Origin of the sequence: Alteromonas sp. 07-89-2 (assembly GCF_013113925.1) — a bacterium.
Lineage (GTDB): Bacteria > Pseudomonadota > Gammaproteobacteria > Enterobacterales > Alteromonadaceae > Alteromonas > Alteromonas macleodii.
The window spans coordinates 200555-219778 of sequence record NZ_VTYM01000004.1 but is presented as its reverse complement, the minus strand read 5'-3'; the positions used below and the strand labels follow the sequence as shown (position 1 = coordinate 219778).

Below are 19224 nucleotides of genomic sequence, written 5' to 3'. Positions count from 1 at the left end.
GAGATGTTGGAACCGAGTAAATAAACCACCGTGTAAATGCTCACATAAGCGCATCTAACTGAGGTAGTTGTCCACAAGCCATCAGCTACACCACTTGGCGAAAATGCTGACTCACTATCTTTGCTAATATAACGTGCTAATATAACGCCAGTTACAGCTAACTAGCGTTATAAAGATAATATTAGCGTGAACTAGAAGTTACTGTCGTCACCGTAACCTAGAGAGCGTAGAGCACGTTCATCATCAGCCCAGCCTTGTTTCACTTTCACCCAAAGTTCTAGAAATACTTTGTTGTCGAACAAGTTTTCCATATCTTTACGCGCTTGCTCACCAATGGTTTTCAAATGCTTTCCGCCTTTGCCGATGATCATGCGTTTTTGGGTTTCACGCTCTACCAAAATCAGACCGCTGATACGATAAACACCATTGTCTGCCATTTTGAATTGCTCAATTTCCACAGTAGTAGAGTAAGGCAGTTCATCGCCGGTAAAGCGCATAAGCTTTTCGCGAATGATTTCAGCAGCCATAAAGCGGCTTGAGCGGTCAGTAATGTAATCTTCTGGGAAGAAAAACTCACTTTTAGGTAGCGACGTGGCCACTAACTCTCTAATTTCGTCAACCATTCGGCCCTGTTTAGCACTGATAGGGATCATGTGCTCAAACGGGTGCTTTTCGCCAAGCTTTTTAAGGTGAACCATAAAGTTTTCTTTATCTTCAACCTTATCCATTTTGTTTACGATGAGATAGCAAGGAAGGTTCGCTTGTTTAACCTTACTTAATACCATTTCATCTTCGGCGTTGAATCGATCGCCTTCGACAACAAAAAGCACAAGGCCAACTTCAGCCAAAGAGCTTGATGCCGCGCGGTTCATGTAGCGATTAATCGCGCGCTTTTCGTCTTGGTGAAGCCCTGGGGTATCAACGTAAATCGCTTGATAGTCACCATCGGTGTCTATACCAAGAATGCGGTGGCGCGTGGTTTGCGGCTTACGCGACGTAATGCTTACTTTTTGACCTAGCAAGCGATTGAGCAAGGTCGATTTACCTACATTAGGGCGACCTACTATGGCAACTAGGCCACAGCGAGTTTGAATATCAGGCATTTCTGGCAAATTCGATTCATCATGCGTTGTCATCAAGCTTCTCCAATGTTAAACGAGCAGCTTCTTGTTCTGCTTTTCGGCGGCTATTGCCAGACGCCACTACCGCTTCTGGTAGACTTTCTACCTGACAGCTAACTTCAAAAGTCTGAGCATGATCTTTCCCTGAAATAGACAGCACTTCATAGGTTGGTAGCGCTTGTTTACGACCTTGTAAAAACTCTTGAAGACGAGTTTTGCTGTCTTTAGGGTGGGCATTAGGATCTAGTTTGTTAATGCGGGTTTCCCATAAACGGTCTATAACGCCTCGTACCTCGTCCATACCGGAATCGAGATAAATAGCCCCTAAAATAGCTTCAACTGCATCGGCTAAAATCGAACTTCTACGATGACCACCGCTTTTGAGCTCACCGGGCCCTAAGTTAAGTAGTTCACCCACACTGGCTTCCTTTGCAAGTTCTGCCAGTGTGTCTCCTTTAACCAAAGTAGAGCGCATTCGTGTGAGTTTGCCTTCTGGCACAGTTGGGAATCGCTTAAACAGCGTTTCCCCAACAATCATGCCTAAAATAGCGTCACCTAAAAATTCTAGTCGCTCATTGTGCTGTTTAGCCGCACTGCGATGAGTAAGTGCTTGTTCCAATAAAGCTTCATTGCTAAATGTGTAGCCTATCGCCTTGTACAGACGACGATATTTATCAATTCCCTGCATTAATGAATGCCACCTGCTCGCTCAAATCGAACACCTGTTGGTACCCAAGTTGGAAGGAAGTCTGACGGACTGCGCTCAAATTCAAATGAAATCCAAATCGCCACCGCTTTTCCAACCAAGTTTGCATCTGGCACAAAACCCCAAAAACGGCTGTCGCGGCTGTTATCACGGTTATCGCCTAGCACGAAATACTGACCTTCTGGCACAATCCACTCATTGCTGCGCGTTCCAGGCTGGGTATAAAAATTAACCGGCGATATCTCGCGTACTGGGTGGCGCAAAATGTCGTGCTCTACTGTGCCTAAATCTTCGGTGTAACGCATAAGCTGCGCCATGTCCTGTACGAACTCACCACGCTCTTGGAACGTCAGCGGTACGGCTTTCAATTTAGGACAGTTGTTGCCAGTCTCACACTTCGGTTTGATATAAACCTGTTTGTTTTGATAAACCACAGTATCGCCCGGTAAACCGATCACGCGCTTAATGTAGTCTATTGAAGGCTCTTCAGGGTACTTGAAAACCACCACATCACCACGCTCTGGAACGCCAGTTTCAATAAGCTTACTTCTGAAAACCGGGTCTTTCACGCCATAGGCAAACTTTTCAACCAAAATGAAGTCACCCACTAACAGAGTGGGCATCATTGAGCCTGAAGGAATTTGAAATGGTTCATATAAAAACGAACGCAATACCAATACGAAAGCAATAACAGGAAAAATCTGTTGCGAAGTATCAACAAGGTACGGCAGTTGAGGATCTTCTCCATAGCCCGCTCCTTCTGCGGTTGCCGCAGCCTGTAAACGTGCTTTTCGCTTTGGTGCAAACACTAGGCTATCCACTAGCCAGATTAATCCTGTTATTAAGGTGAGTGCCACCAAAATCAAGGAGAAGTAATTCGCCATTATTTGCCCACCTTCAATACTGCAAGGAACGCATCTTGTGGCAATTCAACATTACCCACTTGCTTCATTCGCTTTTTACCTTCTTTCTGCTTTTGAAGTAGTTTCTTCTTACGGCTTACGTCACCGCCGTAACACTTCGCGATTACGTTTTTACGTAGCTGTTTAACTGTACTTCTTGCAACAATATGGTTACCGATAGCCGCCTGAATAGCGATATCGAACATTTGTCGTGGAATAAGCTCACGAAGCTTTTCGACCAGCTCACGACCACGACCTTGAGAGTTTTCTCTGTGCGTAATTACCGCTAACGCGTCTACACGTTCACCGTTAATAAGAATATCAACACGCACCATGTCTGATGTCTGGAAACGCTTAAAGTTGTAATCAAGCGATGCAAAACCACGGCTCGTAGATTTCAAGCGGTCGAAGAAATCGAGCACCACTTCTGCCATTGGCAGCTCATAAGTTACCGCCACTTGCTTACCGTGGTATGTCATGTTGGTTTGCATACCGCGCTTTTCAACACAAAGTGTAATTACGTTACCCAAGTATTCTTGTGGTACAAGAATGTTGGCTTCAACCATAGGCTCACGAATTTCCGCAATATCGTTTACCGGAGGTAGCTTAGCTGGGCTATCTACGGTAAGGGTTTCGCCCTTGGTCGTTTCTACTTCGTAAATTACCGTTGGCGCAGTGGTGATAAGACCCAAGTCATATTCACGCTCTAAACGCTCTTGAATGATTTCCATGTGCAGCATGCCAAGGAAACCAATACGGAATCCAAAACCTAGCGCGGCAGAGCTTTCTGGCTCATAGAATAGTGAAGCGTCGTTCAGGCTTAATTTCGCCAGAGCGTCACGAAAGTCTTCGTAGTCATCAGAGCTTATTGGGAAAATACCGGCATAAACCTGAGGTTTAACCTTTTTAAAGCCCGGTAGCATTGCGTCAGCAGGCTCACGTGCCAAGGTAATGGTGTCGCCCACAGGCGCGCCTTGGATATCTTTAATCCCTGCAATGATAAAGCCTACTTCACCGGCTCTTAATGTGCCTGTATCGAGTGGCTTAGGCGTAAATACACCAATTTTGTCAACCTGATGCGTTTGACCGTTTGACATAATTTGAATTTTGTCTTTCTTGGTCAACTGGCCTTCGACAATACGTACCAGTGAAACAACGCCTTGATAGTTGTCAAACCAAGAATCGATAATCAACGCCTTAAGTGGCGCTTCGCGGTCACCTTCTGGCGGCGGAATTTTATTTACAATAACTTCAAGTACATCTTCAATACCGATACCGGTTTTTGCTGAGCAGCGCACAGCGTCCAGTGCATCGATACCAACAATATCTTCAATTTCTTCTGCAACGCGGTCTGGCTCAGCCTGAGGCAGGTCGATTTTATTTAGTACAGGCACCACTTCCATATCCATCTCGATGGCGGTATAGCAGTTTGCCAAAGTCTGTGCTTCTACGCCCTGACCTGCATCAACAACCAAAAGCGCACCTTCACAGGCAGCAAGAGAACGAGATACTTCATAGGTAAAATCAACGTGTCCGGGAGTGTCGATGAAGTTAAGCTGATAAGTTTCACCGTCGCGCGCTTCGTAGTTCAGCGTTACGCTTTGCGCTTTGATAGTAATACCGCGCTCTTTTTCCAGGTCCATTGAGTCGAGAACCTGTTCAGCCATTTCACGGTCTGTTAGCCCTCCACAATGCTGGATTAGACGGTCTGACAGCGTAGACTTACCGTGGTCAATGTGGGCGATAATACTGAAGTTACGAATGTGCGATTGTTGCATAATGCTGGAAATTACCTGCAGAAAAATTCATTAAACAAAAAATGCTGCTTGCCTTGCTTAAAGGGTTATACGCAGCGCGTGCGGATTTTACCCATTTCTTGCGCGAAAAGCGAATTGGCGTGGTGGAAAATTTATTACTTTCAAGAAACATAACGAATGGAAGTGGCAACCTGACGTGACTTCCTCGGCCTATCTCAAAACTTGGCTACATTGATGAGCGTGAGTTAACACTATTATCTCGTATAAAATGGCCTCGTATGGAGCAGACCCGTGTTAAACCATTGAGCAGCGTAAAGCCCTTCAAAAAATCAATGTTCTACTGCACTGTGATCTTTTTGACCCAATAGGACAGGTTGATATTTCGTACGTTCTACACGACGCAACTTGTAAGCAATTAGTTTATAGGTAAACAAGGTTACTAACCCACTTGGCAGCATGGCCCATAACTCGTGAGTAAATCCGTTACTACTAAGTAATGATATCGACACCGAATATGCCCCGATAAACGCTATAAGCGGTAGCAAATACAACCAAGCCGATGCACTTAAAATACCTGCTTCCGGTATGCCTACAGTCACTTCTTGGCCAACCCGCACAGGCATGGGAGTACGCAGCGTCAACTGCTGCGTTTTCGGTGCAAGCGCACGAGAAATAACGCCGGTACCACAATCACTTTGTGCTTGGCATGCGTTACAGGTCGATTTAATCGCTGCTTCTACGGTGACCGTATCACCATTAACGGCAACTACGGTGGCGGTTTCTCTTATCATTGTTACTCAATTGCGCGGTTATTCACTTACACTGCTGACGGGGCGTAAAGACGTAGCAATAGCGTTAGCGGTTTGCAAAGGTATTTCTCCCACCACTGTCACCTGGGCTTTGCCGTCTGTCAACGTTAAGAACGTACTCACTTCATTGCGCAGCGCCAGCGTTTCACCTAACGCATCTTCCGCAGGCTGAACATACACAGATACGTCAACCAATCCATCTGAAAAGAGTTTATATTCTACAATTTGCCCTGTTAAGGCCAATCGTCTTGTATCTTGCTTTATTTCTCGCATGCCAGCCGGCAAATAGGTGACATCCCATTTGTGTGCACGATTTGGCGTGTTGCTCAGCGCCATGGGCGCGGGTAACGACGCAGAATTAATTCGTGAGAAATAATCAGCAGGCTCTGGCGATATCGCAAATGCCGTGACCTGAATCTGCTCTAATAGCGCCCCTTGCAAATCAAGCATGTTCAGTTTGAGCAACATACCAGACGACTCATCCAGCCACAGTTGATAACCAAATCGCGTGTTATCTCGGCTGACTATTCGAATTTGTTGCGCTGAACGTCCTGCCACCCGCGCTCTTCCCACAGCGACGAACTCATAGGCTTCGGCAAGCTGTTCAGGATGATACAATAATACACTTGGTATTGGGCCGTTGATATGCTTTGAACGCAAGCTATAGGGTTGTACATCTGGCTCAAATACACTCACCACATCGTTCACACGAATCAGCTCGCGGCCTGGTCCATTTTGAAGATTTAACTGCTCTAATTCAGAGCCATCTTCCATAATCCCGTGGCGCCATAAATATGGAACGGTTTCCTTTCCTGCAATAGTTTGCACAAAAGACACTTGGAAATTGGCATTGGTTATAATGTTTTGAAGTTCAGCTAACCACTGGTTGGCCGATTGAGGCTCTCGTGTGCGAGAAGCAGATGCATTTTGCTCGCTTCGACTTTGTTCAAGTTGCTCTTGAATCACGTCTTCTCGCACTGCTTCTTCTTGATCGGCTTCATCTAGTCGAACAGCCCTCGTGTTTGATTCTGAGTTAGCGTCTAATTCAACGTCGCCATCATTCACGTTTTGGACTGGGGCAATAGGAGCTTTCGTTTCTTCGCTCAGCGAAGTAGTTTGGGCAATAGTGGGCTGAATAGCCGCGCCCGAAATGAAAAAAAGTGCAAGGATAGAACTACAGCGCATTTTTTCCTGCCTTAAAACAAACATACCAGCAGTATATGCTGGTATGATTAAAATATGAAATGCATGTCAGTCGCAATTTACTTGCGAAAGCACATTCCAACTAATGTTGACTGGCTGCGATAACTTATGGGCGCTCTGGTCCACTTGTTTCGCTTTCACCTTCGTCCTCTTGCGCTTGCTTAAGCTTTATTTGCTGCTCATGATCAGCAATCAATGCATTAATTTTGCGCTTTTTCTCAAGCATTTCATTCATGTCGTTACGTGGTAACGTTCTGGTTTGTTCCAAACTCACTGGAGACAATCCACCTTGAGGAGCAATCGTTGGCGCTGTCATAAATGGCTCGGTAGGCGCTTCTTGATTAGTGTATTGAACACCAAAGATAACTGCCACTGCCACCGACGCAGCTACTGCAAACTGGCCTGACTGCTTCGCAAAAGGAACAACATTGCCAATCAATGGTATCGACTGCCAGCGCGAGCGTTTAGGTGCGACAATAGCTGGCTCGTTTTCAAGCGCAGCTGCTACGCTTGCGGTGATGTCCAACTGTGGAGCAACACTTGCTTCTTTTCGCATTGCACCGCGATACACATGGTAACGTTGCCATTTGGCCTGAAGCGCTTCATCTTGCTTAATCGCATCGATGATGTCATTGCCTTCTATCTCACCATCCATGAATGCGGACAATTTTTCTTGCTGTTGCGTCATATATTCATTTCCAGATCAAAGTGATCGTTAACTACCCTAACACAGCTGTTAGTCATCGTGGAAAAAAGAAAGTTCATCTTTTTTTGATTTTATTTCTTTTTAATTTTCTAACAACGGTTGAATAACTTTATCAATCGCCTCGCGAGCCCTAAAAATACGGGATCTCACCGTACCCACAGGACACGACATTACGTTCGCGATTTCTTCATAGCTCAACCCTTCAATTTCACGCAGCGTTATCGCCATACGTAAATCGTCCGGCAGCTTCTCAACTACCTTAAACAGGGTTTCTTCAATTTCCTCAGATAACAGGCTTCGCTCGGGTGTAGATTGCTCTTTTAATGCATCACTACCCTCATAGAAATCTGCTTCGTCAGCATCGACATCGCTTGCAGGCGGCTTGCGACCTTGAGATACAAGATAGTTCTTGGCACTGTTTACCGCAATGCGATAAAGCCAAGTATAAAATGCACTGTCGCCACGAAAATTAGGTAAGGCACGGTATGCTTTGATAAACGCTTCTTGCGTTACATCAGCAACGTCACCGGTATTTTTCACATAGCGAGAAACGAGATGCATCACTTTATGTTGGTAACGAGTTACCAACAAGTTGAACGCATTTTTATCGCCACGCTGTACTTTTTCGACCAGTTGTTGGTCGGTTATCTGCTCGCTCATTCGAGCCATTACTCCCTACTTCAACTACACAATAGCTCTAACAAGCATGTGTATAGACGCGTTCTTTTTACAAAAGTTCTGTAAAAGCATTAAATATTTTAAAAAATGCTTAGGCCAGGGGGCAAGAATGATTGTGTTTTGCTACTCATCCTTTAGACTTGCCGAACCTTTGCTCGTTTGAATTGATATAAAAATACATGAAATCTGTATCGTCTTCACTAACTTCCACATCAAATGCAATAGAACACCGTTGTGACGTATTGATTATTGGGAGTGGCGCGGCAGGATTGAGCTTGGCGCTTAAGCTTGCCGACCATTGTCAGGTTATTGTACTTAGTAAAAGTGACCGCAATGAAGGCTCTACCCGCTATGCACAAGGTGGTATTGCCGCAGTATTCGATGAACAAGACTCCATAGACGCACACGTAAAAGACACGCTTGCTGCAGGTGCTGGGCTTTGCGAAGAGCCAGCCGTAAGATTTACTGCAGAACGAGCAAAGGCGTCACTTGAGTGGCTTATCAGCTACGGTGTACCGTTTGATACAGAAAAAAGTGAATCTGGTGAGGAGCGCTTTCACCTTACCCGTGAGGGCGGACACAGCCACCGGCGAATTCTTCACGCTGCAGATGCCACAGGCGAAGCGCTTCAAATTACATTAAACGACGCGGTATCGACCCATCCAAACATTCACATATTTGAGCGCTATAACGCCATTGATCTCATTCCTTCGAAGGAAGAAAAGAACAGCGTTGTGGGAGCTTATGTTTGGAATAGACAACAAGAGCACGTTGAAGTAATTCGCGCCCCTTTCGTTGCGCTAGCGACTGGCGGTGGTAGTAAGGTATACCAGTATACATCGAACCCCGATGTGTCGAGCGGTGACGGCATTGCCATGGCATGGCGAGCGGGTTGTCGCGTGGCCAATATGGAATTCAATCAATTTCATCCGACTTGCTTATTCCACTCGCAGGCACGTAACTTTTTGATTACAGAAGCGCTGCGCGGCGAAGGCGCAAACCTATGCCACGCCGACGGTACCCGCTTTATGCACAAATTTGATGAACGTGGCGATCTTGCGCCGCGCGACGTAGTCGCTCGCGCTATCGACTATGAAATGAAGCGATTGGGCGCTGACTGCATGTACTTGGATATCAGTCACAAGCCTGCTGACTTTATCGTCAAGCACTTCCCTAATATTTATCGCAAGTGCCGCTCGCTTGGTATCGATATAACCCGTGAACCTATCCCAGTCGTGCCTGCTGCGCACTATAGCTGCGGCGGAGTGATGACCGACTTTAATGCCAAAACCGACTTGAATAATGTATACGCAATCGGTGAAGTGGCCTACACAGGTCTGCATGGCGCCAACCGCATGGCATCTAATTCTTTACTTGAGTGTGTGGTTTTTGCCAGCGCTGCAGCAGAAGATATTATTAAAAACCTTCCCAGTGCAGACTGTGAAGAGTCTATTGCGCCTTGGGATGAGAGCCAAGTGTCTAACTCTGACGAAGAAGTCATCATTCAACATAACTGGCACGAACTTAGGCTGTTTATGTGGGATTACGTAGGTATTGTACGCACGGATAAGCGCCTTGAACGGGCCATGCGCCGCATTAAGCTATTAGAGCAAGAGATTACTGAGTATTACTCACACTTCAGGGTAAGTAATAACCTGCTAGAGCTTCGAAACCTTGTTACGGTTGCAGAACTCATTGTGCGATGTGCGATGGAGCGAAAGGAAAGCAGAGGGTTACACTTTAATTTGGACTACCCTGACCAGTTAGACAACCCCGTTCCTACAATACTTATTCCCAGAAAACAGCTGTCAGGCGCTGACGTTGGCTCGCTAATTACTCAAGACAGCTTCGCCGATGCCGACTAGTGCATAAAGTAAGATCTGTATCAGTCTACAGAAGGCGCCATTGTTGATGCGCCTTTTTTAATGACTGGTCAATACATTCACACTGCATCATTTAGCGCTCAATAAAACACGTCAAACAAAAAGAGAGCATCACAGCATGCTCTCTTTTCACCTTCCACAGTATTATACCAGTCTGTTCCCTTTCAGATTCCTACGCTTTGCTAGGAAACTTGCCAGCGCCTTCTGAGTGAGCAACGATCTATGCGGGCTGATATTAACCTTAGGTTATCTCCCGTTTATCTGCACCTGATTAAACGTTAATTCAGGCCTGATTAAACACTAAACTAGCAGATAAATGTACAAGGCTGTCATTACTATCGGTAACGTCTATTAGCACACTATTATCTGTTTTACAGTGTTGTTGAATATGAATGTCACAGGGCAAAAACACGGGTTTTCTAAAGCGGCAATTTACTTCTTTTACGCTCATAGATTGTCTGAAGTCTTGATGACTTACAAATGCCGACACAGCGCGTGACAATGTCCACATGCCGTGCGCTATAGGCTGTTTAAACCCAAATGCTTTGGCAGATATTGCAGACAAGTGAATAGGGTTATAGTCGCCAGAAAGCTTTGCATAGCGGCGACCTGTATTAGCCGAGGCACTAATTTCGCCGATGAGCGCCCTATTCTCTAATTCACAATCGTCATGTAAGTCATTTTTAGCACCAAGTGGAGCTACATGAACGGCTTTCACCTTCACTAAGTAACTACTTATTGCCCTGTAAACCAGGTTCCCTGCCTGCAGCGCTTCTAACATCACATCCACTTCCCAACCTCGGTTATGCGGTCTCACATCGTGAAAGCGCACGCGACATTCAAAGGGCTCGCTTAAATCGCAATGGTCTATTACCGATACTTTGTTAGCAGCGTGGATAAGACCAAGCAATGGAAATGGGCTTTGTTTGTCCAGCAAGCACTGCATTTGCAATGGTAAGGAAAGCATCTGTAAATAAAGTGGATGGGCATGCTCATTTGCCGGCCAGTCAACTTCCTGACAAAAAGAAGCGTAGTGCACATTGTCGACATTGAGCGTTTTGGTATAGATGCGCTGAGGCAACGTAGGCGGTTTAAACTGCATAAGCTGCCTGGCGTCAACGCGTTTAAATAACGCTTTGGTATACTCACGAAACATCTTTTTAATTCCTTTAAGGCGTTGCTTTTCGGGCCAAGATAATGGCTCTAGCCAACCGGCGATAGTCTGCTTCGCAGCACTCACCTTTTAAGATCCAAGCGAGATGGCTATGATCTTTTTCAAACCATCTGCGTTTTTGGCGCAGCACATTGATACACAGCCCCCAAGTAAAGAGCTGGGAAGAATGATGAATGTTCATTGATGTGCCGTCGACCTGAGCATCAACTAACAAGCTACCTTTTGGCATGCTTTGCAAATCCAGTGGGAGCGTGCTGTCGTCAACAACCCGGATAATACCATCGCTGGTCAAAGAGAGAGCGTATTGAGTAGCAGAAATTTTGTTACTAAACGCGTCATAAAGACGCCAGAAAATAACTAACGTAGTTGCAACAGCAACGAGCGCTATCAATTTTGAGAAGCTCAGCCAAGACCACAAGTATTGAGGAAGGCTGCACAATGCTGCGAAAAGACAAACAGCAACGCATACTTCCCCAAATAACCTTCTAAACCTATTGTGCGTAATGCAAATTCTATACTTTGACACGGTTGACGATAGTCGCCACCATGGCGGCTAGTTCAGGGTCTTCGCACTTCTGGTGTCCCATGATCCATGCAAACAAATCAGGGTCATCACTGGTGAGTAAACGTTCAAATGTTTCTTGATCTTCATAACTTAAAGAATCGAAGGCTTCTTCCACAAAAGGAAGTAAAAGTACGTCTAACTCTAGCATGCCTCTGCGACACGCCCACTTTAATCGCGCTAATCTTTTTGGTTCAAACATATGTCTTTCATACCGTTTTTTATTCGCTAACAATAATACCATGCCCTATGCGTGGGGATCACTGCTCTTTTGGTCAGATAGGCAAACTAAATAGATCTTAATCTGCGCACATTCCCATGTATTGCCCTTGAATATTGATGGTTTTACCATACCTTGAGTACATACAGCGAATTTTACAGTGGTGAATATGACATCTATCGCATCATTACAAAGTCTTCCAAGTGAATTTGTGGTCAAGCTTTCAAATGCCATGATAATTTCTTTGGAAGGAGAACAGGCCGACAGTTACCTGCAAGGGCAAATTACGGTCAACATTAATAAGCTAACCGAAAATACTGCCAGGCATTTCGCCCATTGTGATAATAAAGGCAAAACGTGGTCTACCGGGTACGTAACTCGCCACCAAAACAAATTATTGTTGGTTACCAATGAAGATGCGGGTAGTCATTCATTAGCACAGCTTAATAAGTATGGTGTGTTCTCTAAGGTTGATATTCTCGACGACACACAAACATACAGCGCTTATTTTATTTCGCTTGATGCAGTGAAAACTAACGAAGTAAAGGCAGCGTTAAGCCAGCTTTTCTCCGAAAACGAAGTCGAACGCCTTCTAGAGAGCGATACTCGTGACAATGGCTCTCTTGAAAAGGTCGAGAGCGAACACGGCGTCGCCTTCTTTGCCAATACTAGCTGCAAAGGAATTATTGTTCTTTTAGATGATAATGGCGCAAAGCAAATAAATTCGTTAATAGAGGCGCAAACCCTTTCTTGCTATCCCCAAACCGTGTTTGACGCTATACAAATTCAAAGCGTACACACTTTAGTGCAAGGCGACGCAGTGGCGGAATACGTGCCCCAGATGATTAATGTGCAGGCGCTCAACGGTATCGACTTTGATAAAGGCTGCTATATGGGGCAAGAAGTGGTTGCGCGAACCCGCTTCTTAGGTAAAAACAAACGCGCCGCCTACAGCTTTAAGCTTGAAGGTAACGTAAATATTAAACCTGGCGATGCATTAGAAAAGCAGTTGGGCGAAAATTGGCGTATAGCGGGCAAAATACTCAATGTTGCATCGCTTGATAATGAAACCTGGTTTATTGCTGTGTTGAACAACGACACCACCAGCGAAGATTTACACAGATTGGCTGATAATAACGCCATTACCTGTTACCCTAATACTTTGCCGTACAGTATTGAGCAGAAAGCTAGCAATATTGTGAAAAAACGTCGATAAGCAGTTTTTACTGCATTACATTTATTGCCCTTTATTAAAGGGCCAAGATAGGATTTGTTATGACAATTACTTCTGACAGCGTTGTAACGCTACACTACACCGTATCTACCGAAGACGGCACAACGCTAGACTCTTCAGAAGGGAAATCGCCACTAGTAGTACTACTAGGCCGTCGCTTCTTAATTGAAGGACTAGAAGATGCACTTATTGGTAAATCGAAGGAAGATAGCTTCAACGTTTCAGTAAACCCTGAAAAAGCTTACGGTGAACGTGCTGACGAACTTGTACAAACTGTACCACGCTCAATGTTTGACGGTATGGATGTTGAAGTGGGTATGTCTTTCCGCGCAACTACGCCACAAGGTGAGCAATCGGTCATTATCATTGAAACAACTGACGAAGAGGTTGTTGTTGACGGTAACCACCCTCTTGCCGGTATTCCGCTAACTTTTGACGTAACTGTTGTTGACGTACGAGAAGCAACGAAAGAAGAGCTTGAACACGGTCATGTGCACCAAGCAGAAAGCAGCTGCTGTGATCCCAAAACAGGTGAATGCTCTGACGATAAACACTAACGTGTGATAATCATCCAAAAAAGGGAGCCAACGGCTCCCTTTTTTATGCTTGATAAACACCGATTAGTTAAATCGCGTCTTCGTTTTGTTCACCGGTACGAATTCGTACGGCGGTCTCAACGTTGTAAACGAAGATTTTCCCGTCGCCAATTTTGCCTGTCTTAGCTGACGTTTGAATAGCTTCAACCGCTTGCTCAACGCGGTCATCGTCCAATACAAGCTCAATTTTGATCTTGGGTAGGAAGTCAACTTGGTACTCAGCACCGCGATAAAGTTCAGTATGGCCTTTTTGACGACCAAACCCTTTCACTTCTGACACTGTCATCCCTGCGATACCGACTTCAGCTAGCGCTTCCCTAACATCGTCCATTTTGAACGGTTTAATGATAGCTTCAATTTTTTTCATGACTACAACTCATCGTAAATTGTTGGAATTGGCACACGTTTATGCTGTGTACGCTCATAAATATAGAGCAATTTCTCTTCCACTTCCGCAGAAACTGGCTTTCCTTCCAAAAAGTCATCAATTTGGTCGTAAGACATGCCCAATGCTTGCTCATCGGCTTTTTGCGGAGACAGGCTTTCCAAGTCAGCAGTTGGCGCTTTAGTGATGACGTTATGTGGTGCACCCAAATGGGCTGCCACTGCACGTACTTGGCGCTTACTGAGACCAAACAACGGCGCAAGGTCACATGCACCATCACCATACTTGGTATAAAACCCTGTAATATTTTCAGCCGAATGATCGGTACCTAAAACGAGGCCATCAACCATCCCAGCAATTTCATACTGGATAACCATACGGGTACGTGCTTTAACATTTCCTTTCACAAAGTCTTGTTTCGCTTCATTGTCGGGAAGAAGGTTAGCACTGGCAAGCGCTTGTGAAGTAGACGCATGAATAGCGTCTGCGCCAGGTTTTACATTCACTGCAAGAGAATGAGAGGGCTGGATAAAGTCGATAGATTTCTGTGCATCGTCTTCATCGGCTTGGGTATCATAAGGTAAACGAACCGCGATAAATTGGTATTTTTCGTGGTGCTCTTCGTTTAATTCATTTACTGCTAATTGAGCTAACCGACCCAATGTGCATGAATCAATGCCGCCACTAATACCCAGTACCAGCGAATTTAAACCAGAAGTAAGTAACTGCTTTTTTATGAACGAGACTCGACGTGCGACTTCGTACTCTACGTCAATTTCAGGCAGCACTTTCATTTCATCAATAACTGCTTGTTTTTGCATCATTATATCCACGTATTTTTGGGGCGTCCTGGAACTTGATTCTACGACAATCTGACCGCAGATGTTAGTGGTATCCGCGCATCTATTTGGATTTACTCTTCTGGTATTGCAGTTGTGCAGCACTTAAGGTCAGCAATTTATTTATTATTAAGTTGAGATTCAAGCACAGCAGAACGACAAGCCATTAAACGTAAGGCGTATGGCCAAATATGCGGTTGCGCGGTAAAACATACCTTTGCCAACTCAAATTAGTTTACCCTAAAATATGAGTAAGTAGCGTAAAATTATGGCGCTACAACATTACATTGGAGAAAGGCGGCGCAAAAGCAAACCCGCCTGTTTCTCTTTATAGCAACGCGTGGAATCGAATACCGTTTATGACAAACACTAGGCTTACAGCACGACTATCCATAATGTCGAGACAGCGAGGATTAACCCTTCTAGAAATGCTTGTTGCCGTCGCTATTCTTGCCATTATTCTCACCACAGTTGCCCCTGGCATTCAAAATATCGTAATCAAAAATAGAATTACCTCTGATTTAAACAATTTAAGTGCAGTGGTTCAACGCGCTCGCTTTTCTGCGGTAGACGAACAAACCAACGTAGTGCTGTGCCCTACGCAAAACTATACAGCCTGCACGTCGAGTTGGCGCAATGCAAAAATGGTGTTTATAGATGCAAATGGAAACGGCAGCCGGGATAACAGTGAGGTCTTAGTTGTAGCGAGCGATCCACTAAGTAATGCCAATACCATCTCCGGTATAACCGGCAGCCTTATCTTCGACGAACAAGGCGGAATAGACCGCGCCGCAACTATCACCTTATGTCCCAATAACAACGATACAAATTATGCATCAGCACTTTTATTATCGCTTTACGGAAGAATATCTGTTGCCGTAGACAGTGATGACAACGGCAAAAAAGAAGACTTAGAAGGTAATGAGTTAAGCTGTAGCTAACCGTTCACTTTTCATATCGTTAAGTTTCGAGCATTTTCTTACCAACATTCTGTGGGCGTCAGTGCGTCTTCACGTATTTTTATTACTCTACAGCTATCCGTAGATGCTCTAGACGTCAGTGTTGCACTAATTTCATACATTCCCGTGTCGCTGATGGTTTGTGAGATGCGTACGCTGGCTATTCCAGAGGGTGGCAACGCATCGTGCGTTACGTACTCGCCTGTAAGTAGCCAACTTCGCGACTGAATTGCTTGGGCAGACAGAAGGTACGCTTTAACCTTGTTGAGCTGACTTAGTTGTTCGCTAGCGGTAATTGCCGACGTAGTCGCAACGCACAATATGCCTGCTATAGCCGTTGCAACCAGTATTTCTACAAGCGTAAACCCTTCAGTCAGATGATGTTGTATGTACGCTTTATAATTCCCTTCCATGGTACAGCTATCTCTCTAATTGAATTTCGGTACATTGAGATTACCAATATGAACTAAGCAGGGTAACTGGACTTACGCATGGCTTTTCAGGCTTACACATCCAACAACAAGCTAAGCATTCCACAACGGAGATTGAATGGGTTTACGCTTTTAGAAATGCTAGTTGTACTGGCAGTAATCAGTCTCCTATCGTTAATTGCTATTCCTTCATTTGATGCATGGAATGAGCGAAACGCCTTTAAACATGCTGCCACCGGAATAGCCTCACTCGCAAAACAGGCGAGAATGAAGGCACTAATAAACAAAAAGAACATGTTCCTGATTGCGCAAATTGAACACAATAGCTGTGTACTCGTGAGCGAAGAAGACTCGTGCTCTTGCGCCACCCGCCAAAGCTGTGCCTTGACTGAGTCGAGTTTCTTGTCACTGCCTTCGCGGTGGAATACAGAATTGAGCACAACCAATAATGAGGACAAGATTGTCGCGTTTAATAAAAACGGTACCCTTAATTTTGCAAGTAATACGACACTAACGCTTTCAAGCCAGCGTTTCAGGGCAGAGTTAGTAATTAATACATTGGGGCGAATAAAGTTATGTAGCGTTCAATCTATTTCTGGAATAGCGCCATGCTAAAACATGTAATGCGTCGTGGCGCAATCAAGCCGTATTGTGGATATAGTCTCACCGAACTGCTGGTGGCCTGTGGCTTGGCAAGTATAGTGATTTCAGCCGTAGCAACTCAAGCGGCGCGGTCGCACATTGCACACTCATCAATTCAACACGCTACCAGCGTAGAAGACGACATACGTGCGCTACAAAGTACAATTACACAACACCTAAGCAAAGCGGGTTTTGTTTACTCCCCTAACACCCTATCACCTTTCGGTGCGACCACAATCGAAAATACGGTATTCGAAGTAACCACTGGCCACCGCGCAAATGAACCTGAAAATAGCTGTGTTACCTTTTCTTATGATAAGAACAAGGACGGCGTGGTATCGCAGGCTCAGGGGGAGTTTTTTGGATACCGATTGCACGACAATGCCATCGAGTACCGAGTAGCGGGACATTCCTGTATACAAAGCGGTTGGTACGACTTAACCGATACGCAAACTACCGTTGCCACCAAATTCACGGTTAACCGAAGGCACAGCAGTAGCTGGGGAAGTGCCTATGAAATTGAAATAGAGTTGCACAGTAAAGTTGATCCTACCGTCAAAAGCGCCAGGACGTTCATAGTAGAGGCTGTCAATGCCTACTACTAATACCGAAATGCAGTGGCCTCAAAGAGGCAACAGAAAAACTGAGTTTAGAACAAGCCATGGAGGGGTTGTACCTACACGCCCTACTGCACCGCTTCGCTTTCAGCAAGGCATCGCCGTGTTGGGAATTGTGGCCATATTATTAAGCGCTATTACCTTCTCAGCTATAAGTACATCACAGCAGGTTCAACAATTTTATACGATTGAAAAGACAAAGCGGGAAACCGAGAAGGCGCATGTTACATCCATGCAGCAAGTCAAAGAAATCGCCACGTTGTTACGAAGTCATTCGGCCTCGCAAACGTTGAATAGGATAGACATATCCAATGCAACGATACTTATTGAGCAGACCGATTTAGTTGGTGAAGAACAGCAGTCTTTGCAACACTTTGACGTGCGGGTTTCCCAAGACGAAAGTAATACGATTTACACAGCTAAATTTCTGCGCTACCCGTCACTGTTAAGGCTACCTACTTCAACTCAACAATTATCATGGGACAATCAGCTTACCGAATGGCTTTTTAATCGAAGCATAGAGCACCTGAGCGCGACGTATTTTCCTCAAAGCGTTGCCAAACAGGATTGTGTGGACCTTCCGCCTGCCAGTATTTTCTGGATAGAGGGAGATTGCCAATTGGATAACGAAGATATAGCACACTCAGACGAAAACCAGCCTTTAATGCTACTGATAGTGGATGGCGACCTTTCACTTCACGCTGATACGCAATTCCATGGTTTGATAGTTATGCTTTCCACCACGCCATATACGCACACTTTGCATGTTTCGCCTGAGGCATCTATAAAAGGCGCTTACGTTTCCAACCACCCCTTGAATACGAGACTTGATGGGTCATTAACACCGTCCACCACGGTGCTGAAAAACCTTCAATCGCACACTACACTCGCTAAAATTATCCCTATCCCGGGTTCATGGTATAGGAATAACTCAACAAACGATTGAGCTGAATATTAGGTAAACGAAAAACCAGAAATAGAGGATTCTCAAAGATGCCTAAATTAAAAAATACAGGAAGTATTTTAATTGAAGTGTTGCTGGCACTGCTTATTTTAACAAGCACTACCACCTATCTAATTGCCACTCACATTGATTCTAGGCTTCTCTTTCAAGTGACTTTGGATGAAAACGCTGAGCACAATGGCTCATTGAATTCGGTTCGACTCGCCCTGGTTAACGACCCGGTTGACCAACGTTGGGATGACATTGCAATATTTGGTGAACCGTCATTACTGGTAATTTCAGCCCAATAGCACATCAACGCTACGTTTTTTTAAGGCGTCAAAACGACCTGTGGCATTAATCGGTTTACGAATATCTACCAGTATTAATAATTAACATGACCAGCAATATTCATCGGACTCAAGGGATCCATTGTTATTTTTATCCCAACCCTTTCTCCCATCACTGAAGTAAAACAACGTGCCATCTGATGCTTGACCTGTACCGCTGACTGGCGTTGCCCTCAACTCATAAGCTGTTGCGCTGGCCGCTTGTATAGTTAAATTATAACGGCGATTTGCTTGGGGCTCAGAAGACGGAGAATAAGTAGAAAAAACGGCTGGCGCGCCGGTGTTTGCGCCACCACTTGCCGCACCTTCATAACTGAAAGAACCACTGTGATGACGTTCCATTGCAGATGCGAACCCCAACAAGTCAGCCTGCCCTGTGCCGCGGTATCCATCGGCAATAACACCTTGGTAAGAAGGGTATGCAATGGCGGCAATAATGCCCACTATCGCCACAACTATCATAAGCTCAATTAATGAAAATCCGCTCTCTGTTTTTTTATGCTTCAC

Annotated in this window: 23 protein-coding genes; 8 read left to right on the top strand and 15 right to left on the bottom strand. The window is 45.0% G+C overall.

Annotated elements, in window-relative coordinates:
- Positions 1 to 191: 191 nt before the first annotated feature.
- The 8 genes from era to rpoE form a co-directional block, all read right to left on the bottom strand.
- Positions 192 to 1103: a GTPase Era gene (gene era / locus F0261_RS04865; protein WP_171337365.1), complete on the bottom strand. Its 912-nt coding sequence runs from the start codon at positions 1101 to 1103 to the stop codon at positions 192 to 194.
- A 19-nt stretch (positions 1104 to 1122) separates the two neighbouring features.
- Positions 1123 to 1809 carry a ribonuclease III gene (gene rnc, locus F0261_RS04860; protein WP_171337348.1) on the bottom strand — a complete coding sequence of 229 codons (687 nt, stop codon included), beginning with the start codon at positions 1807 to 1809 and terminating at the stop codon, positions 1123 to 1125.
- Positions 1809 to 2711 carry a signal peptidase I gene (gene lepB, locus F0261_RS04855; protein WP_014950104.1) on the bottom strand — a complete coding sequence of 301 codons (903 nt, stop codon included), beginning with the start codon at positions 2709 to 2711 and terminating at the stop codon, positions 1809 to 1811. The genes rnc and lepB overlap by 1 nt, the downstream gene beginning before the upstream one ends.
- On the bottom strand, positions 2711 to 4507 hold the full coding sequence (gene lepA, locus F0261_RS04850) for a translation elongation factor 4 (protein WP_014950105.1): 1797 nt from the start codon (positions 4505 to 4507) through the stop codon (positions 2711 to 2713). The genes lepB and lepA overlap by 1 nt, the downstream gene beginning before the upstream one ends.
- Positions 4508 to 4815: 308 nt before the next feature.
- Positions 4816 to 5277 (bottom strand): SoxR reducing system RseC family protein, encoded by a 462-nt coding sequence (locus F0261_RS04845; protein ID WP_014979784.1) that lies wholly within the window; start codon positions 5275 to 5277, stop codon positions 4816 to 4818.
- An 18-nt stretch (positions 5278 to 5295) separates the two neighbouring features.
- A complete protein-coding gene (locus tag F0261_RS04840) occupies positions 5296 to 6480 on the bottom strand; it encodes a MucB/RseB C-terminal domain-containing protein (RefSeq protein WP_039228288.1) in 1185 nt (394 codons plus the stop codon).
- Between the two features lie 124 nt (positions 6481 to 6604).
- Positions 6605 to 7186 carry a sigma-E factor negative regulatory protein gene (locus F0261_RS04835; protein WP_014976995.1) on the bottom strand — a complete coding sequence of 194 codons (582 nt, stop codon included), beginning with the start codon at positions 7184 to 7186 and terminating at the stop codon, positions 6605 to 6607.
- A 99-nt stretch (positions 7187 to 7285) separates the two neighbouring features.
- Positions 7286 to 7864 carry an RNA polymerase sigma factor RpoE gene (rpoE, locus tag F0261_RS04830; protein WP_012518957.1) on the bottom strand — a complete coding sequence of 193 codons (579 nt, stop codon included), beginning with the start codon at positions 7862 to 7864 and terminating at the stop codon, positions 7286 to 7288.
- Positions 7865 to 8061: 197 nt separating this feature from the next.
- Here rpoE and nadB point away from each other — a divergent pair, with 197 nt between their 5' ends.
- The gene (gene nadB, locus F0261_RS04825) at positions 8062 to 9747 is read left to right on the top strand and encodes an L-aspartate oxidase (RefSeq protein ID WP_171337347.1); all 1686 of its coding nucleotides are present in this window, start codon (positions 8062 to 8064) and stop codon (positions 9745 to 9747) included.
- Between the two features lie 301 nt (positions 9748 to 10048).
- Here the strand turns inward: nadB and F0261_RS04820 are convergent, their stop codons facing one another.
- The 3 genes from F0261_RS04820 to F0261_RS04810 form a co-directional block, all read right to left on the bottom strand.
- On the bottom strand, positions 10049 to 10921 hold the full coding sequence (locus tag F0261_RS04820; RefSeq protein ID WP_039231614.1) for a MaoC/PaaZ C-terminal domain-containing protein: 873 nt from the start codon (positions 10919 to 10921) through the stop codon (positions 10049 to 10051).
- A gap of 13 nt (positions 10922 to 10934) precedes the next feature.
- Positions 10935 to 11330, bottom strand: coding sequence for a hypothetical protein (locus F0261_RS04815; RefSeq protein WP_014950111.1), 396 nt, complete (start codon positions 11328 to 11330; stop codon positions 10935 to 10937).
- Positions 11331 to 11451: 121 nt separating this feature from the next.
- Positions 11452 to 11703: a succinate dehydrogenase assembly factor 2 gene (locus F0261_RS04810; protein WP_014950112.1), complete on the bottom strand. Its 252-nt coding sequence runs from the start codon at positions 11701 to 11703 to the stop codon at positions 11452 to 11454.
- Between the two features lie 187 nt (positions 11704 to 11890).
- Here F0261_RS04810 and F0261_RS04805 point away from each other — a divergent pair, with 187 nt between their 5' ends.
- Together F0261_RS04805 and F0261_RS04800 are read left to right on the top strand one after the other, a co-directional pair.
- Positions 11891 to 12937, top strand: a complete 1047-nt coding sequence (locus F0261_RS04805; protein ID WP_014979788.1) for a folate-binding protein YgfZ — start codon at positions 11891 to 11893, stop codon at positions 12935 to 12937.
- Between the two features lie 59 nt (positions 12938 to 12996).
- Entirely contained in the window at positions 12997 to 13512 is a 516-nt protein-coding gene (locus F0261_RS04800) for a peptidylprolyl isomerase (RefSeq protein ID WP_014979789.1), read from the top strand.
- 67 nt (positions 13513 to 13579) lie between these two features.
- Here F0261_RS04800 and F0261_RS04795 read toward each other — a convergent pair whose 3' ends face one another.
- Together F0261_RS04795 and nadE are read right to left on the bottom strand one after the other, a co-directional pair.
- The gene (locus F0261_RS04795; protein WP_014950115.1) at positions 13580 to 13918 is read right to left on the bottom strand and encodes a P-II family nitrogen regulator; all 339 of its coding nucleotides are present in this window, start codon (positions 13916 to 13918) and stop codon (positions 13580 to 13582) included.
- A 2-nt stretch (positions 13919 to 13920) separates the two neighbouring features.
- Positions 13921 to 14757, bottom strand: a complete 837-nt coding sequence (gene nadE / locus F0261_RS04790; RefSeq protein ID WP_014979790.1) for an ammonia-dependent NAD(+) synthetase — start codon at positions 14755 to 14757, stop codon at positions 13921 to 13923.
- A 413-nt stretch (positions 14758 to 15170) separates the two neighbouring features.
- Here nadE and F0261_RS04785 point away from each other — a divergent pair, with 413 nt between their 5' ends.
- A complete protein-coding gene (locus tag F0261_RS04785) occupies positions 15171 to 15716 on the top strand; it encodes a GspH/FimT family pseudopilin (protein WP_171337346.1) in 546 nt (181 codons plus the stop codon).
- A gap of 38 nt (positions 15717 to 15754) precedes the next feature.
- Here the strand turns inward: F0261_RS04785 and F0261_RS04780 are convergent, their stop codons facing one another.
- A complete protein-coding gene (locus F0261_RS04780; RefSeq protein ID WP_171337345.1) occupies positions 15755 to 16147 on the bottom strand; it encodes a type IV pilin protein in 393 nt (130 codons plus the stop codon).
- A gap of 78 nt (positions 16148 to 16225) precedes the next feature.
- Here F0261_RS04780 and F0261_RS04775 point away from each other — a divergent pair, with 78 nt between their 5' ends.
- The 4 genes from F0261_RS04775 to F0261_RS04760 are packed head-to-tail and all read left to right on the top strand — an operon-like array spanning position 16226 to position 18678.
- Positions 16226 to 16780: a prepilin-type N-terminal cleavage/methylation domain-containing protein gene (locus F0261_RS04775; RefSeq protein WP_171337344.1), complete on the top strand. Its 555-nt coding sequence runs from the start codon at positions 16226 to 16228 to the stop codon at positions 16778 to 16780.
- Positions 16774 to 17412 (top strand): potassium:proton antiporter, encoded by a 639-nt coding sequence (locus tag F0261_RS04770; RefSeq protein WP_039228305.1) that lies wholly within the window; start codon positions 16774 to 16776, stop codon positions 17410 to 17412. The genes F0261_RS04775 and F0261_RS04770 overlap by 7 nt, the downstream gene beginning before the upstream one ends.
- Positions 17399 to 18370 carry a hypothetical protein gene (locus F0261_RS04765; RefSeq protein WP_171337343.1) on the top strand — a complete coding sequence of 324 codons (972 nt, stop codon included), beginning with the start codon at positions 17399 to 17401 and terminating at the stop codon, positions 18368 to 18370. Before F0261_RS04770 ends, F0261_RS04765 begins: the two co-directional genes overlap by 14 nt.
- A gap of 47 nt (positions 18371 to 18417) precedes the next feature.
- Entirely contained in the window at positions 18418 to 18678 is a 261-nt protein-coding gene (locus tag F0261_RS04760) for a hypothetical protein (protein WP_171337342.1), read from the top strand.
- An 81-nt stretch (positions 18679 to 18759) separates the two neighbouring features.
- Here the strand turns inward: F0261_RS04760 and F0261_RS04755 are convergent, their stop codons facing one another.
- Entirely contained in the window at positions 18760 to 19224 is a 465-nt protein-coding gene (locus F0261_RS04755) for a type IV pilin protein (RefSeq protein ID WP_014950123.1), read from the bottom strand.